At 68.9% G+C, this 12,750-nt stretch carries 12 protein-coding genes and 2 pseudogenes; 12 read left to right on the forward strand and 2 right to left on the reverse strand.

What is annotated here, in order from left to right:
* A pseudogene (locus tag FV230_RS16465) lies at positions 1–623 on the reverse strand (flagellar biosynthetic protein FliO); the annotation flags it as partial.
* A gap of 218 nt (positions 624–841) precedes the next feature.
* On the opposite strand from FV230_RS16465, the gene flgB reads away from it, so the two are divergent.
* The 8 genes and pseudogenes from flgB to recA all read left to right on the forward strand — a co-directional run bounded on the left by flgB (position 842) and on the right by recA (position 8,098).
* Positions 842–1,246, forward strand: a complete 405-nt coding sequence (flgB, locus tag FV230_RS16470) for a flagellar basal body rod protein FlgB (protein WP_147728154.1) — start codon at positions 842–844, stop codon at positions 1,244–1,246.
* Between the two features lie 35 nt (positions 1,247–1,281).
* The gene (gene flgC, locus FV230_RS16475; RefSeq protein ID WP_147728153.1) at positions 1,282–1,689 is read left to right on the forward strand and encodes a flagellar basal body rod protein FlgC; all 408 of its coding nucleotides are present in this window, start codon (positions 1,282–1,284) and stop codon (positions 1,687–1,689) included.
* Positions 1,690–1,708: 19 nt separating this feature from the next.
* Positions 1,709–2,023, forward strand: coding sequence for a flagellar hook-basal body complex protein FliE (gene fliE / locus FV230_RS16480; RefSeq protein WP_147728152.1), 315 nt, complete (start codon positions 1,709–1,711; stop codon positions 2,021–2,023).
* A 284-nt stretch (positions 2,024–2,307) separates the two neighbouring features.
* Positions 2,308–2,574: a flagellar biosynthesis protein FliQ gene (fliQ, locus tag FV230_RS16485; protein ID WP_147728151.1), complete on the forward strand. Its 267-nt coding sequence runs from the start codon at positions 2,308–2,310 to the stop codon at positions 2,572–2,574.
* A gap of 33 nt (positions 2,575–2,607) precedes the next feature.
* Positions 2,608–3,372 (forward strand): flagellar biosynthetic protein FliR, encoded by a 765-nt coding sequence (fliR, locus tag FV230_RS16490; RefSeq protein ID WP_147728150.1) that lies wholly within the window; start codon positions 2,608–2,610, stop codon positions 3,370–3,372.
* A gap of 53 nt (positions 3,373–3,425) precedes the next feature.
* The gene (gene flhB / locus FV230_RS16495) at positions 3,426–4,493 is read left to right on the forward strand and encodes a flagellar biosynthesis protein FlhB (protein WP_147843169.1); all 1,068 of its coding nucleotides are present in this window, start codon (positions 3,426–3,428) and stop codon (positions 4,491–4,493) included.
* A 126-nt stretch (positions 4,494–4,619) separates the two neighbouring features.
* Positions 4,620–6,867: pseudogene (locus tag FV230_RS16500) on the forward strand (response regulator).
* A 136-nt stretch (positions 6,868–7,003) separates the two neighbouring features.
* Positions 7,004–8,098 carry a recombinase RecA gene (gene recA, locus FV230_RS16505; RefSeq protein WP_147728204.1) on the forward strand — a complete coding sequence of 365 codons (1,095 nt, stop codon included), beginning with the start codon at positions 7,004–7,006 and terminating at the stop codon, positions 8,096–8,098.
* Between the two features lie 137 nt (positions 8,099–8,235).
* Here the strand turns inward: recA and FV230_RS16510 are convergent, their stop codons facing one another.
* Positions 8,236–8,637, reverse strand: a complete 402-nt coding sequence (locus FV230_RS16510) for a hypothetical protein (protein ID WP_147843170.1) — start codon at positions 8,635–8,637, stop codon at positions 8,236–8,238.
* 819 nt (positions 8,638–9,456) lie between these two features.
* On the opposite strand from FV230_RS16510, the gene rpsL reads away from it, so the two are divergent.
* From rpsL to FV230_RS16530, 4 genes are all read left to right on the forward strand, one after another.
* Entirely contained in the window at positions 9,457–9,828 is a 372-nt protein-coding gene (rpsL, locus tag FV230_RS16515) for a 30S ribosomal protein S12 (protein ID WP_066927123.1), read from the forward strand.
* A 141-nt stretch (positions 9,829–9,969) separates the two neighbouring features.
* Complete coding sequence (rpsG, locus tag FV230_RS16520; RefSeq protein ID WP_147728202.1) at positions 9,970–10,440, forward strand: 30S ribosomal protein S7; 471 nt, start codon at positions 9,970–9,972, stop codon at positions 10,438–10,440.
* Positions 10,441–10,471: 31 nt separating this feature from the next.
* Entirely contained in the window at positions 10,472–12,547 is a 2,076-nt protein-coding gene (gene fusA, locus FV230_RS16525; RefSeq protein WP_147728201.1) for an elongation factor G, read from the forward strand.
* Between the two features lie 79 nt (positions 12,548–12,626).
* The coding region (locus tag FV230_RS16530; protein ID WP_246686237.1) for a GTP-binding protein at positions 12,627–12,750 on the forward strand (124 nt) is incomplete at its 3' end.

Here is a 12,750-nt window from a genome sequence, read left to right on the forward strand (position 1 = left end):
CGCATCGGCCGCCGCGCCGGCGCGTCCGGCCGCGGCCCGGTGACGATCGCCTCGGACGGGCGCGTGTCGGGCGTGAGCGGCTCGGGAGCGCGATCCGCGCGGGGTTCGGCCTCGTCGAGGATCGCCGCGTCGAGGGGCGGGACGGAAGCGAGCGCGCCGCCCGGGCCGGACACGGTCGGCGCGAGCACGATCGGCATGGCGAAGTCGGGTCGGAACGCCGCCTGGGCCTGCGTCTCGAGGCCCGGGAAGGGGTCGAGCCCGGCTTCGGCGAGCGGCTCGGCCATCGCCTCGGGGCGCAGGGCCGGATCGCGCTGCTGCCCGCGCTGGATGTGGCGCTCGATCACCACGTCGTTCGGGCCGCCGACGAGCAGCAGATGCTCGACGTTGTCGCGCCGCAGCAGGATCAGCTGGCGCTGCCGGTCGAGCTCGTACACGTCGACGATCCCGAGGCGCGGCTGGCGCCCGCGCTGACCGCCGCGCTTCGCGTCGGCGAGACCGCCGCCGCCGAGCCGGCGCACAACCAGCACGATCACCGTCAGCACCGCGAAGATCACGGCGAAGATGGTGACGTACTGCACGACCGGAGAGCCGTCAGACCCGAACACGGACTGCAACCATTGCACGGACGATACTCTCGTTCTTCACGGGCCCGGGAGGGCCCTACGCAAAACCGCCCCGTCAGTATCACGGCCGGCCCGCCGCCGGGCAATCATCGTTAAGTCTTCGTTAACAGCTTCGCTGCGGCGCCCGGCCGCGGAAACCTTAACCCGGCGTTAACCAAGCGGGCGGCAGATTTTGCCGGGCGGCCGGAGACCGGGCCGCGCGAATCCGGAGCCCCCTCGTGGCCGTCACCGACATGCCGCTCCTGGGAATGCTCCGGACCAAGATGCAGTGGCATCAGGCGCGCCAGAAGCTCCTGGCCGAGAACGTCGCCAACGCCGACATGCCCGGCTTCCGCCCGCGCGACCTGGCGCAGCCGAGCTTCGACCGGTCGACCGGCCTCGCCGCCTCGACCGGGAGCGCGATGACGCTGACCAGCGTCGGGCACATCGCCGCCTCGGGCGACACCGGCGTCGGCGCCGATCCGCGCCGCGTCACCGAGTTCGAGATCCGCCCGAGCGGCAACGGCGTCAACCTCGAGGACGAGATGATGAAGTCCGGCGACAACCAGTCGGACTACCAGCTCGCCGCGTCGATGTACCAGAAGAGCCTCGATGTCCTGAAGATCGCCATCGGCAAGAAGTGATCGCGAGCCGAGACATGATCGGGGAGGCTTGAGCCATGGATTTCACGAAGTCGCTCTCGATCGCCGCCGCCGGCCTGAAGGCCCAGTCCGGCCGGATGCGGATCATCGCCGAGAACATCGCCAACGCGGATTCGGCGCCGCAGACGCCGACCGGCGAGCCGTACCGGCGCAAGATCCCGACCTTCAAGAGCCATGTCGACCGCGAGACCGGCGCCAACCTCGTGGAGGCGGGACGCGTCCGCCGCGACATGACCGCGTTCCGGACCAAGTACGATCCCGGCAACCCGGCCGCCGACGCGAAGGGCGAGGTGCGGATGCCCAACGTCAACGGCCTGATCGAGAACATGGACATGCGCGAGGCCCAGCGCTCCTACGAGGCGAACCTCAACATGGTCACCACCACGCGCAGGATGATCTCCCGCACCCTCGAAATCCTGAAGTAGGCGAAGGCGGGACACGATCATGGCCAGCAGCAACTTCGCGGCCGGCGCCTACGCCGCCGTCCAGAACGTCGGCAGCTTCAAGGGGCCGCCGAAGATCCAGCCGACGCAAGGGGCGGGCAACGACTTCACTCAGCTGCTCGGCCAGGCGCTCGACGGCGTCGGCGATGCCGGCCGCAAGGCCGACGCGCAGGGCCTGGCGGTGGCCGCCGGCAAGGCCAACGTCGTCGACGTGGTCACGGCGGTGGCCGAGAGCGAGACCGCCCTGCAGACCATGGTGGCGGTGCGCGACCGGATGATCTCGGCCTACGAGGAGATCATGCGGATGCAGATCTAGCGCGTCTTCTCCCGCCCCCGGCAGGCCACCGGATTCACGCATCCGACGGTGCCGAAAGGCGCCCGACGACAACGCCCCCGTCATCCCGGGGCTGCGAAGCAGGGCCCGGGATCCGGAAGCCGCCGCGGCGGCAAGCTCGGGCACCGCCGGCGGCTCTGGATCCCGGGTTCGCCGAAGGCGCCCGGGAAAGGCGGCGGCCGAGTCTCGAGGTGCTTCGGAGATGCCTGAACCTGGTCGCCCGTCGCGGGGACTTGGAATTTCGTCAGCAATCGGACCTCGGACACATGACCGGCCTCGCCATCCTCGACGTCGCGCGCGACGGCATCTTCGTCTTCCTCAAGGTCGCCGGGCCGCTGATGCTCGTGGCGCTCGCCGTCGGGCTCGTGGTCTCGCTGGTCCAGGCGCTGACGCAGATCCAGGAGCAGACCCTGATCTACGTGCCAAAGATCGTCTCGGTCTTCGCCGCCCTCCTGCTGATGCTGCCGTTCATGGGCGACGCGCTCGCCGGCTACATGACCCGCATCGCCGCGCGCATCGCCGCCGGCCAGTGAGACGGGGCGGGCGGCCGGCTGCTATGACGCGCCATGAACCTGCTCCTGCCCGGGATCGCGGCGGCCTACCTGCTGACCTTCGCCCGCGTCGGCACGCTGATCATGCTGATGCCGGGCATCGGCGAGCAGTCGGTCTCGCCGCGCATCCGGCTGTCCTTCGCCCTGCTGGTCTCGCTGCTGCTGTTCCCGATGGTGAGGCCGCTGCTGGCGGTGGGCCCCGACGCGATCGGCGCGCCCCGGCTGATCGGCCTGCTGTTCTCGGAGACGCTGGTCGGGCTGGTGATCGGGCTGACCGTGCGGATGATCCTCGCCGCGCTCCAGACCGCGGGCCTGATCGTCTCGCAGCAGCTCGGCCTGTCCTACGCCATGACCGTCGACCCGGCGCAGGGCGGCCAGCAGCCGGCGCTCGGCAACTTCCTGTCGCTGCTCGGCATCACGCTGATCCTCGCGGCCGACCTGCACCACGTGGCGCTCGACGCGATCTCGCGGAGCTACGCGGTGCTGCCGCCGCAGGCGGTGCCGGCCTTCGGCGATGCGGCGACGCTGGCGCTGAAGGCGGTCGGCCGCGGGTTCACCCTCGGCGTCCAGATCGCCTCGCCGTTCATCGCCTTCGGCATCCTGTTCAACCTCGGCCTCGGGGTGCTGTCGCGGCTGATGCCGCAGCTGCAGGTGTTCTTCGTCGCGGTGCCGGCCTCGGTGCTGATCGGCATGCTGATCCTGTTCGGCTCGCTCGGCGTGATGATGACCGTGTTCCTGGACGACCTCGGCCGCTACCTGCTCGAGTTCGCCGGGCGGTGACCACGACGACGCACAGCCGCCGCGGCCCCGGCCAGGTCGGGAGCCGTTGACCCATGGCCGAGGGGACCGAGCAGGAAGACAAGACCGAGGAGCCGACCCAGCGCCGGCTCGATCAGGCGATCGAGCAGGGCAACGTCGCGACCAGCGCCGAGATCAACACCTTCGCGATCCTGGCCGCCTTCACCCTGGCGCTGATGATCGCCGGGCCGGGCATCGCCCGCGGCCTGCTCGCCGAGATGCGCGGCTTCCTGATGAACGCCCACGCGGTCCCCGACGACCCGCACGCCATGGCGGGGATCGCCGGCCGCACCCTGACGATCTGGTTACAGGCGCTCGCGGTCCCGGTCGGGCTCGTCGCGGTGGCGGGGCTGGCCGCCGGCCTGCTGCAGCACCCCCTGGTCTTCACCACCGAGACGCTCGGGCCGAAGTTCGAGCGGATCTCGCCGATGGCCGGCGCCAAGCGCATCCTCGGGCTCGAGGCGCTGTTCCAGTTCGGCAAGGGGCTCGCCAAGATGGCGGTCGTCGGGGTGGTGGTCGGCACCGTGCTGTGGCGCGACCGCGACCGGCTCGAGGTGTTCGCCCGCCTCGATCCGGCAGCCTGCCTCAGCGCGATCCTCGGCATCAGCGTCAAGCTGCTCGGCGGCGTGCTCGCCATCCATCTCGTGATCACGATGGCCGACGCCCTTTACCAGCGCTACCGCTGGCGCCAGCGCCTGCGCATGTCCAAGGAGGAGATGAAGCAGGAGATGAAGGAATCGGACGGCAATCCCGAGGTGAAGGGCCGGATGAAGCAGATCCGGATGCAGCGGGTGAAGAAGCGGATGATGGCCGCCGTGCCGACCGCCACGGTGATCATCACCAACCCGACCCACTACGCGGTGGCCCTGCGCTACGAGGCCGGCATGGGCGCGCCGGTCTGCGTCGCCAAGGGCGTCGACTCCCTGGCCTTCCGCATCCGCGAGCTGGCCAAGGCGCACGACGTGCCGGTGCTGGAGAACCCGCCGCTCGCCCGCGCGCTGCACGCCACCGTGGACATCGACGAGGCGATCCCGGCCGAGCACTACAAGGCGGTCGCCGAGGTGATCGGCTTCGTGATGCGCCTGCGCCGCCGGGCCGCCTGACGGGTCCGTACGCACGGTTTGTCCACCTTCCTCCGTCAGGCTTCGCCGCGACCGACCGGAAGACAGCCCTTGCCGATCGGCGGCGTGAAGGCATAACCGGTCCTTCGTTTCTGGATTCAAGGCCCGATGGCGGATCTGAGTGGACCCACGCCCGCGGTTTCGGGCTCGATCGACCGGTCGGAACGGCCCGGGCGGGTCGGATTGCTGCTCGTCCTCGCCGGGCTGCTGGTCGGGGCGGCGATCGGCCTGTCGTTCGTGGCCAACGAGCAGGCGCAGTCGCTGATCATCTGGCTGCTGGCGCTGCTGGCCATGGCCGGCGTGTTCTTCCTGTTCGCGATGGCGATCGGCGCGATCCAGCTCAGCGGGCAGGGCGGACGCGACGACATCACCAAGGCGATCGTCGACGCCGCCCCCGAGGCGACCGTCGTGGTCGAGGAGGGCGGCCGGCTGATCTACGCCAACGAGGCCTATCTCCACGTCGCGGGCGGCGACAGCTTCTCGACGCTGCGTCCGGTCGAGCGGATCTTCGTCGGCTCGCCGGAGGTGTCGGAGGCGATCTACCGCCTGTCCCAGGGCGCCCGCGACGGGCGCAGCCACGCCGAGGAGGTGCGGATGTCGCCGCCGCCGGCGGCGAGCGCCAGGGGGCGCGACTTCGCCTGGTACCGCATCCAGGTCCGCCCGCTTCCGCGGCCGGGACGGGCCGCCTCGCTGTGGACGGTCAGCGACATCACCGCCGAGCGCGAGCGCCAGGAGAACGTCTTCCAGGAGCTCCAGCACGCGATCGACTACCTCGACCACGCGCCCGCCGGCTTCCTTTCGATCGATCCGACCGGGGCGATCGTCTACATGAACGCGACGCTCGCCGCCTGGCTCGGCTACGACCTCGCGGTCGTCGGCCCCGGCGGCCCGCACCTCTCCGAGATCGCGCCCGCCGCCGACGCGCTGATCCAGAATGCCGGGCTCCCCGGCGAGGTCCGCACCGACCGGTTCGACCTCGACCTGCGCCGCCGCAACGGCCACCCGATGCCGGCGCGGCTGTATCACCGCGTCGCCTTCGGCAAGGACGGCAAGCCCGGCGCGTCGCGGACCTTCGTCATCAACCGCTCGGCCGGGGCCGAGAGCGACGAGCCGCAGCGCGCCGCCGAGGTGCGGCTCGCGCGCTTCCTCAACAACTCGCCGATCGCGATCGCGACGCTGGACCGCTCCGGCCGGATCGCGCGGGCGAACGCCTCGTTCGCGCGCCTGTTCGGCACCCTGCCGCGGCACGCGGTGGCCGATTCGGCCGCCGGCGCCGAGGAGCCGAACGTCGCCGAATCGGTGGTCGAGCGCGACCGCCCGGCGCTCGATGCAGCGCTCGCCAAGGCGGCGAGCGGGCTCTCCGAGATCGAGCCGATCGAGGTGATGCTGATGGGCAATGCCAACCGCTCGGCGCGGGTCTGGCTCAGCCCCGCCGGCGGGGAGGGCGCTCCGGGCCAGGAGCCGGAGGAGGCCGATCGCGAGCCGCTGATCCTCTACGCCCTCGACACCACGGCCCAGCGCCAGCTCGAGCAGCAGATCGCCCAGACCCAGAAGATGGACACCGTCGGCCAGCTCGCCGGCGGCATCGCGCACGACTTCAACAACGTCCTCCAGGCGATCATCGGCTACTCGGACCTGCTGCTCGCGAGCCACAAGCCGACCGATCCGGCCTTCCAGGACATCATGCAGATCAAGCAGAACGCCAACCGGGCGGCGGGCCTCGTGCGCCAGCTCCTGGCGTTCTCCCGCCGCCAGACGCTGCGCCCCGAGGTGATGAACGTCGGGGAGGCGCTTTCGGAGCTGACGCTGCTGCTGAAGCGCCTGCTCGGCGAGCGGGTCGGGCTCGACCTCAAGCACGGGCGCGACATCTGGCCGGTGAAGGCCGACGTGAACCAGTTCGAGCAGGTGATCGTGAACCTCGCGGTCAACGCCCGCGCCGCCGGCTCCGAAAACGCCCCCGCGAAAACCCTCGGCCGATCATACCGGGCAGGGGGTGATCCTGCTCGTGGAGGACGAGGATCCGGTCCGCGCCGTCAACAGCCGCGCGCTGTCGGCCCGCGGCTACACCGTGCTCGAGGCCGCCTCCGGCATCGACGCGCTGCACATCGTGCGCGAGGGCGGCCACCAGATCGACCTCGTCGTCTCGGACGTGGTGATGCCGGAGATGGACGGCCCGACCCTGCTGCGCGAGATCCGCAAGCACCTGCCGGAGCTCAAGGTGATCTTCGTCTCCGGCTATGCCGAGGACGCCTTCCGCAAGAACCTGCCGGAAGGCGAGACCTTCAACTTCCTGCCCAAGCCCTTCAGCCTGAAGCAGCTCGTCGAGACGGTGAAGGCGACGATGGCCGAGCCGTGAGGCGGCGGGCAGGCGCGGAAAAGGCTCCTCGGCGAGCCGATTCCGCCCTTGCTCGATGAGAACAAAACGGGTACATCAAATGCAGGTTCCAGCGCATTGAGATGCGCGCCCAACCCCTGCATAAGGATGCCGCACGATGGCTCAGGCCGCACTGAAAGTGGTGGAAACCCCCGGCATGGTGGACAAGGACAAGGCGAAGGCGATCGACGCCGCGCTGTCCCAGATCGAGCGGGCCTTCGGCAAGGGCTCGATCATGCGGCTCGGCAAAAACGACAAGGTGGCGGAGGTCGAGACCGTCTCCACCGGGTCGCTCGGCCTCGACATCGCGCTCGGCGTCGGCGGCCTGCCGCGCGGCCGCGTCATCGAGATCTACGGGCCGGAATCGTCGGGCAAGACCACGCTCGCGCTCCACACCATCGCCGAGGCCCAGAAGAAGGGCGGCGTCTGCGCCTTCGTCGACGCCGAGCACGCCCTCGACCCGGTCTACGCGCGCAAGCTCGGCGTCCAGCTCGACGACCTGCTGATCTCGCAGCCCGACACCGGCGAGCAGGCGCTCGAGATCACCGATACGCTGGTGCGCTCCGGCGCGATCGACGTGCTGGTGGTCGATTCGGTGGCGGCGCTGACGCCGCGCGCAGAGATCGAGGGCGAGATGGGCGACAGCCAGCCCGGCCTCCAGGCCCGCCTGATGAGCCAGGCGCTGCGCAAGCTCACCGGCTCGATCTCGCGCTCGAAGTGCATGGTGATCTTCATCAATCAGATCCGGATGAAGATCGGCGTGATGTACGGCAGCCCGGAGACGACCACGGGCGGCAACGCGCTGAAGTTCTACGCATCGGTCCGTCTCGACATCCGCCGCATCTCGACCCTCAAGGACCGGGACGAGGCGATCGGCAACCAGGTCCGCGTCAAGGTCGTGAAGAACAAGGTCGCGCCGCCGTTCAAGCAGGTCGAGTTCGACATCATGTTCGGCGAGGGCGTGTCGAAGGTCGGCGAGCTGATCGATCTCGGCGTCAAGGCCGGCATCGTCGAGAAGTCCGGCGCCTGGTTCTCCTACAACAGCCAGCGGCTCGGCCAGGGCCGCGAGAACTCCAAGGGGTTCCTGCGCGACAACCCCGAGATCGCGGGCAAGATCGAGACGTCGATCCGGCAGAATTCGGGGCTCGTCGCCGAGAAGATCCTGGAGAACGCCAAGCCGACCGAGGACGAGCTCGACGAGGGCGAGGCGTAGTCCGCACCGCCCCTCCGAAGCGGCACACCGAAACGAAGAAGCGCGCCGGCCCGGGAGGGCGGCGCGCTTCTTCGTTATGAAGCCCCGAATGGGGAATGCCGGACGGGCCGACGCCTCGGCTCAGACGTCGCGACCGCTCACGCCGAAAAGCCGGCCGGCTCGAACAGGAAGTCGTCGATCGTCGGGATGCTCACGGAGAGCCCGGCATAGGCGGGCTTCGACAGGCGCCACGGCCGCTCGGCCCGGGCGCGGATCGCCTCCGAGGGACGCAGGCGGCGCAGCGAGCCTTCCGGCTCGACCTCCTCGACGGTGAGGAAGCCGTAGACCTGCAGCCGGGACGCGATCAGCTTGGTCTCGCGGTCGCCCGCCGCCACCGTGAGCGTCCCCGTGGCATAGACCGCATCCATCAGCGCGCGCTGCTCGGACCGGCGCCGGGCCTGGCCCTCGCGGACGCCGCCCTCGTACGGCAGAGGCCGGCCCGCGGCGGCGATCCGCCGGAAGGGGACGACGTTCTCGGCCGCACTCGAAACGCTACCCATACGCATCACCCTGACCGTCGCCACATCGCATGGTCGGGTGCGCATCGCGCCGTCCCGACGAAGCGGACAATTCGACGAATCGCTTTAATCTTCCGTGAGCGCTGTCGGAGCGGGCTGTGCCCGACCTGCCCCGATCCGGCACGGTGCGCCGCGCTGACGAGGCCGCCCACCCGACGAGCAAGTGCCGGCCTCGCGCGGGCGATGGGAGGTCGACGTGATCAGGGAACGCGTCCCGATGGGCGCGGAGGTGGTCGCCGCGGGCCCGAGCGCGGCTGGAATAGCCGCCGCCAAGGTAACGCCCCGACCGGTCTGCACGGGCCCGACGGCACGAGCCGCGGCCTCGCCGTACGCAGACCACGACATTCGAACGTTCGCCGGGCGCGTGAACCGGCACGGAGACCCGGAGGCGGATCGCGTCGGGCAACCGTCCCGCACAAAACCTTAACCTCTCGTCGGATGCGAGATAATCGGCCGGAAACCATTGACCCCCCGGGCGATGGAGGCTAGAAGCGCGCCACTTCGAACGGCCCGGGGGCTGCTGACGAGGCTGAGCATCACGCTCATCCGTTCGTCGACGACGCGCCGATCCACCGTCGAAGGCTCACATCGCCTGACGTTCTCGTCAGATCAGTAGGTACGAGCGCGCCTGCCTTAACAGGGGTGCTCCTCTGCCGACAGCGCGCCAAGGGTCCTCACCGACCCCTGGCGCATATTCGTTTTGCGGATCTTCTTCGGGAGGTTCGTGGGCGGCTCCGCAGGGAGCCACGTTACGTCGCACGGGATCGCGCTTCGTCGCGATCCGGAGGAAGAGGGCACAGGATGCCGACGATCAACCAGCTGATCGCGCAGCCGCGGAAGATCCAGCGGAGCCGCAACAAGGTGCCGGCGCTCAACGCCTGCCCGCAGAAGCGCGGCGTCTGCACCCGCGTCTACACGACGACCCCGAAGAAGCCGAACTCGGCGCTCCGCAAGGTCGCCAAGGTCCGCCTCACCAACGGCTTCGAGGTGATCGGCTACATCCCGGGTGAAGGCCACAACCTTCAGGAGCACTCGGTGGTAATGATCCGCGGCGGCCGCGTGAAGGACCTTCCGGGCGTGCGCTACCACATCCTCCGTGGCGTGCTCGACACGCAGGGCGTCAAGAACCGCAAGCAGCGCCGCTCCAAGTACGGCGCCAAGCGCCCGAAGTAAGATCTTTCCGCCCGGACGTTTTGCCCGGGCGGCCGACACGGCATTCCACTGCCTCGTAAGGATGTCGCCGGCCACTCTTCAGGAGTGGCTCAAGGCGGCCTGCGCGAGGTGCTTAGATCCTTATCCCTCGGAAGTTCCGCAATGTCCCGTCGCCATTCTGCCGAGAAGCGTGAGATCATCCCCGATCCGAAGTACGGGGATATCGTCCTCACCAAGTTCATGAATTCGATCATGTACGAGGGCAAGAAGTCCGTCGCCGAGCGGATCGTGTACGGCGCCTTCGAGATCGTCGAGAACCGCGCCCGCGCCAACCCGATCGAGGTGTTCCGCGCCGCCCTTGAGAACGTCGCCCCGATGATCGAGGTGCGCTCCCGGCGCGTCGGCGGCGCGACTTACCAGGTCCCCGTCGAGGTCCGCACCGAGCGCCGGCAGGCGCTGGCGATCCGGTGGCTGATCCAGGCCGCCCGCGGCCGCAACGACCGCACCATGGTCGAGCGCCTCTCGGCCGAGTTCCTCGATGCCGCGAACAATCGCGGCAACGCCGTCAAGAAGCGGGAAGACACGCACCGGATGGCGGAAGCCAACCGCGCCTTCTCGCACTACCGCTGGTAAGCGGCCCGACGCCCCTTTCGGAGAGATCCCGATGCCCCGCACCCACGCGATCGAGGACTACCGCAACTTCGGCATCATGGCCCACATTGATGCCGGCAAGACCACGACCACCGAGCGGATCCTCTACTACACCGGCAAGTCCCATAAGATCGGCGAGGTCCATGAGGGCGCCGCCACCATGGACTGGATGGAGCAGGAGCAGGAGCGCGGCATCACGATCACGTCCGCCGCGACGACGTGCTTCTGGCGCGAGAAGCGCCTGAACATCATCGACACGCCCGGCCACGTCGACTTCACCATCGAGGTGGAGCGCTCGCTCCGCGTGCTCGACGGCGCGGTGTGCGTGCTCGACGGCAACCAGGGCGTCGAGCCACAGACCGAGACCGTCTGGCGCCAAGCTGACAAGTACGACGTCCCGCGCGTCGTGTTCGTGAACAAGATGGACAAGATCGGCGCCGACTTCTTCAAGTGCGTCGCCGACATCATCACCCGCGTCGCCGGCAAGCCGGTGTGCCTGCAGCTGCCGATCGGCGCCGAGAACACCTTCAAGGGCGTGATCGACCTGATCAAGATGAAGGCGATCGTCTGGTCGGGTGAGGCGCTCGGCGCCAACTACGACGAGGAAGAGATCCCGGCCGACCTGAAGGATCAGGCGGTCGAGTACCGCACCAAGATGATCGAGGCCTGCGTCGAGCTCGACGACGAAGCCATGACCGCCTACCTCGACGGCGTCGAGCCGAGCGAGGAGACCCTTCGCAAGCTCGTCCGCCGCGCCGTGCAGCTGCGCGCCTTCCACCCGGTGCTCTGCGGCTCGGCGTTCAAGAACAAGGGCGTTCAGCCGCTGCTCGACGCGGTCGTCGATTACCTGCCGTCTCCCGCCGACCGCGGCGAGATCAAGGGCCTCGACTTCAAGACCGAGGAAGAGATCGTCCGTCACCCGACGGACACCGATCCCTTCTCCATGCTCGCCTTCAAGATCATGGACGATCCCCACGTCGGCACGATCACCTTCTGCCGCGTGTACTCGGGCAAGATCGAGTCGGGCGCCAACGTGCTCAACTCCTCGCGCGACAAGAAGGAGCGCGTCGGCCGCATGCTCCTGATGCACGCCAACAACCGCGAGGACGTCAAGGAAGCCTTCGCCGGCGACATCGTCGCGCTGGCCGGCCTCAAGGACACCCGCACCGGCGACACGCTGTCGGACCCGGTCAAGGTCGTGATCCTCGAGAAGATGGAGTTCCCGGAGCCCGTCATCGAGATCGCGGTCGAGCCGAAGTCGAAGGCCGATCAGGAGAAGCTCGGCATCGCGCTCGCCAAGCTCGCGGCCGAGGATCCGTCCTTCCGCGTCTCTACCGATCAGGAGTCGGGCCAGACCATCCTGCGCGGGATGGGCGAGCTCCACCTCGACATCAAGGTCGACATCCTGCGCCGCACCTACAAGGTCGACGCGAACATCGGCCAGCCGCAGGTGGCGTACCGCGAGAAGCTGACCCGCCGGACCGAGATCGACTACACCCACAAGAAGCAGACCGGCGGCACGGGCCAGTTCGCGCGGGTGAAGTTCGTGGTCGAGCCGAACGAGCCGGGCAAGGGCTTCGAGTTCGCCTCGAAGGTGATCGGCGGCGCGGTGCCCAAGGAGTACATCCCGGGCGTCGAGAAGGGGCTCAACTCGGTCCTCGGCGCCGGCATCCTCGCCGGCTTCCCGGTGGTAGACATCAAGGTCGAGCTGATCGACGGCGCCTACCACGACGTCGACTCCTCGGCGCTGGCCTTCGAGATCGCGTCTCGCGCGGCGCTGCGCGAGGCCCTGCAGAAGGGCGGCTCCGTGCTGCTCGAGCCGGTGATGAAGGTCGAGGTCGTCTCGCCGGAGGAGTATACCGGCTCGGTGATCGGCGATCTCAACTCCCGCCGCGGCCAGATCCAGGGCCAGGACATGCGCGGCAACGCGAACGTCATCAACGCCATGGTGCCGCTCGCCAACATGTTCGGCTACGTGAACCAGCTGCGCTCCTTCTCCCAGGGCCGCGCCAACTTCACGATGCAGTTCGACCACTACGAGGAAGTGCCGCGCGGCGAAGCCGACAAGGTCATCGCCAAGTACGCGTAAGTCTTTCCTCGACATCCCATCCGCGTCGCCGGCCTGACCGCAGGTCCGGCGCGCACCCCTCATCGAACCGGAGGCTACCATGGCCAAAGAGAAGTTTGCCCGCACGAAGCCGCACTGCAACATTGGCACGATCGGTCACGTTGACCACGGCAAGACGTCGCTGACGGCGGCGATCACGAAGGTCCTGGCGGAGTCCGGCGGGG

Origin of the sequence: Methylobacterium sp. WL6 (assembly GCF_008040095.1) — a bacterium.
Taxonomy (GTDB): Bacteria; Pseudomonadota; Alphaproteobacteria; order Rhizobiales; family Beijerinckiaceae; genus Methylobacterium.

Excerpts from the sequence above, each read along its gene's own strand:
- FV230_RS16510 (WP_147843170.1), bottom strand. The coding sequence starts at position 8,637 with ATGGGTAGCGTTTCGAGTGCGGCCGAGAACGTCGTCCCCTTCCGGCGG.
- flhB (WP_147843169.1), top strand. The coding sequence starts at position 3,426 with ATGGCCGAGGGGACCGAGCAGGAAGACAAGACCGAGGAGCCGACCCAG.
- recA (WP_147728204.1), top strand. The coding sequence starts at position 7,004 with ATGGCTCAGGCCGCACTGAAAGTGGTGGAAACCCCCGGCATGGTGGAC.
- fusA (WP_147728201.1), top strand. The coding sequence starts at position 10,472 with ATGCCCCGCACCCACGCGATCGAGGACTACCGCAACTTCGGCATCATG.
- fliR (WP_147728150.1), top strand. The coding sequence starts at position 2,608 with ATGAACCTGCTCCTGCCCGGGATCGCGGCGGCCTACCTGCTGACCTTC.
- fliQ (WP_147728151.1), top strand. The coding sequence starts at position 2,308 with ATGACCGGCCTCGCCATCCTCGACGTCGCGCGCGACGGCATCTTCGTC.
- rpsL (WP_066927123.1), top strand. The coding sequence starts at position 9,457 with ATGCCGACGATCAACCAGCTGATCGCGCAGCCGCGGAAGATCCAGCGG.
- rpsG (WP_147728202.1), top strand. The coding sequence starts at position 9,970 with ATGTCCCGTCGCCATTCTGCCGAGAAGCGTGAGATCATCCCCGATCCG.
- fliE (WP_147728152.1), top strand. The coding sequence starts at position 1,709 with ATGGCCAGCAGCAACTTCGCGGCCGGCGCCTACGCCGCCGTCCAGAAC.
- flgC (WP_147728153.1), top strand. The coding sequence starts at position 1,282 with ATGGATTTCACGAAGTCGCTCTCGATCGCCGCCGCCGGCCTGAAGGCC.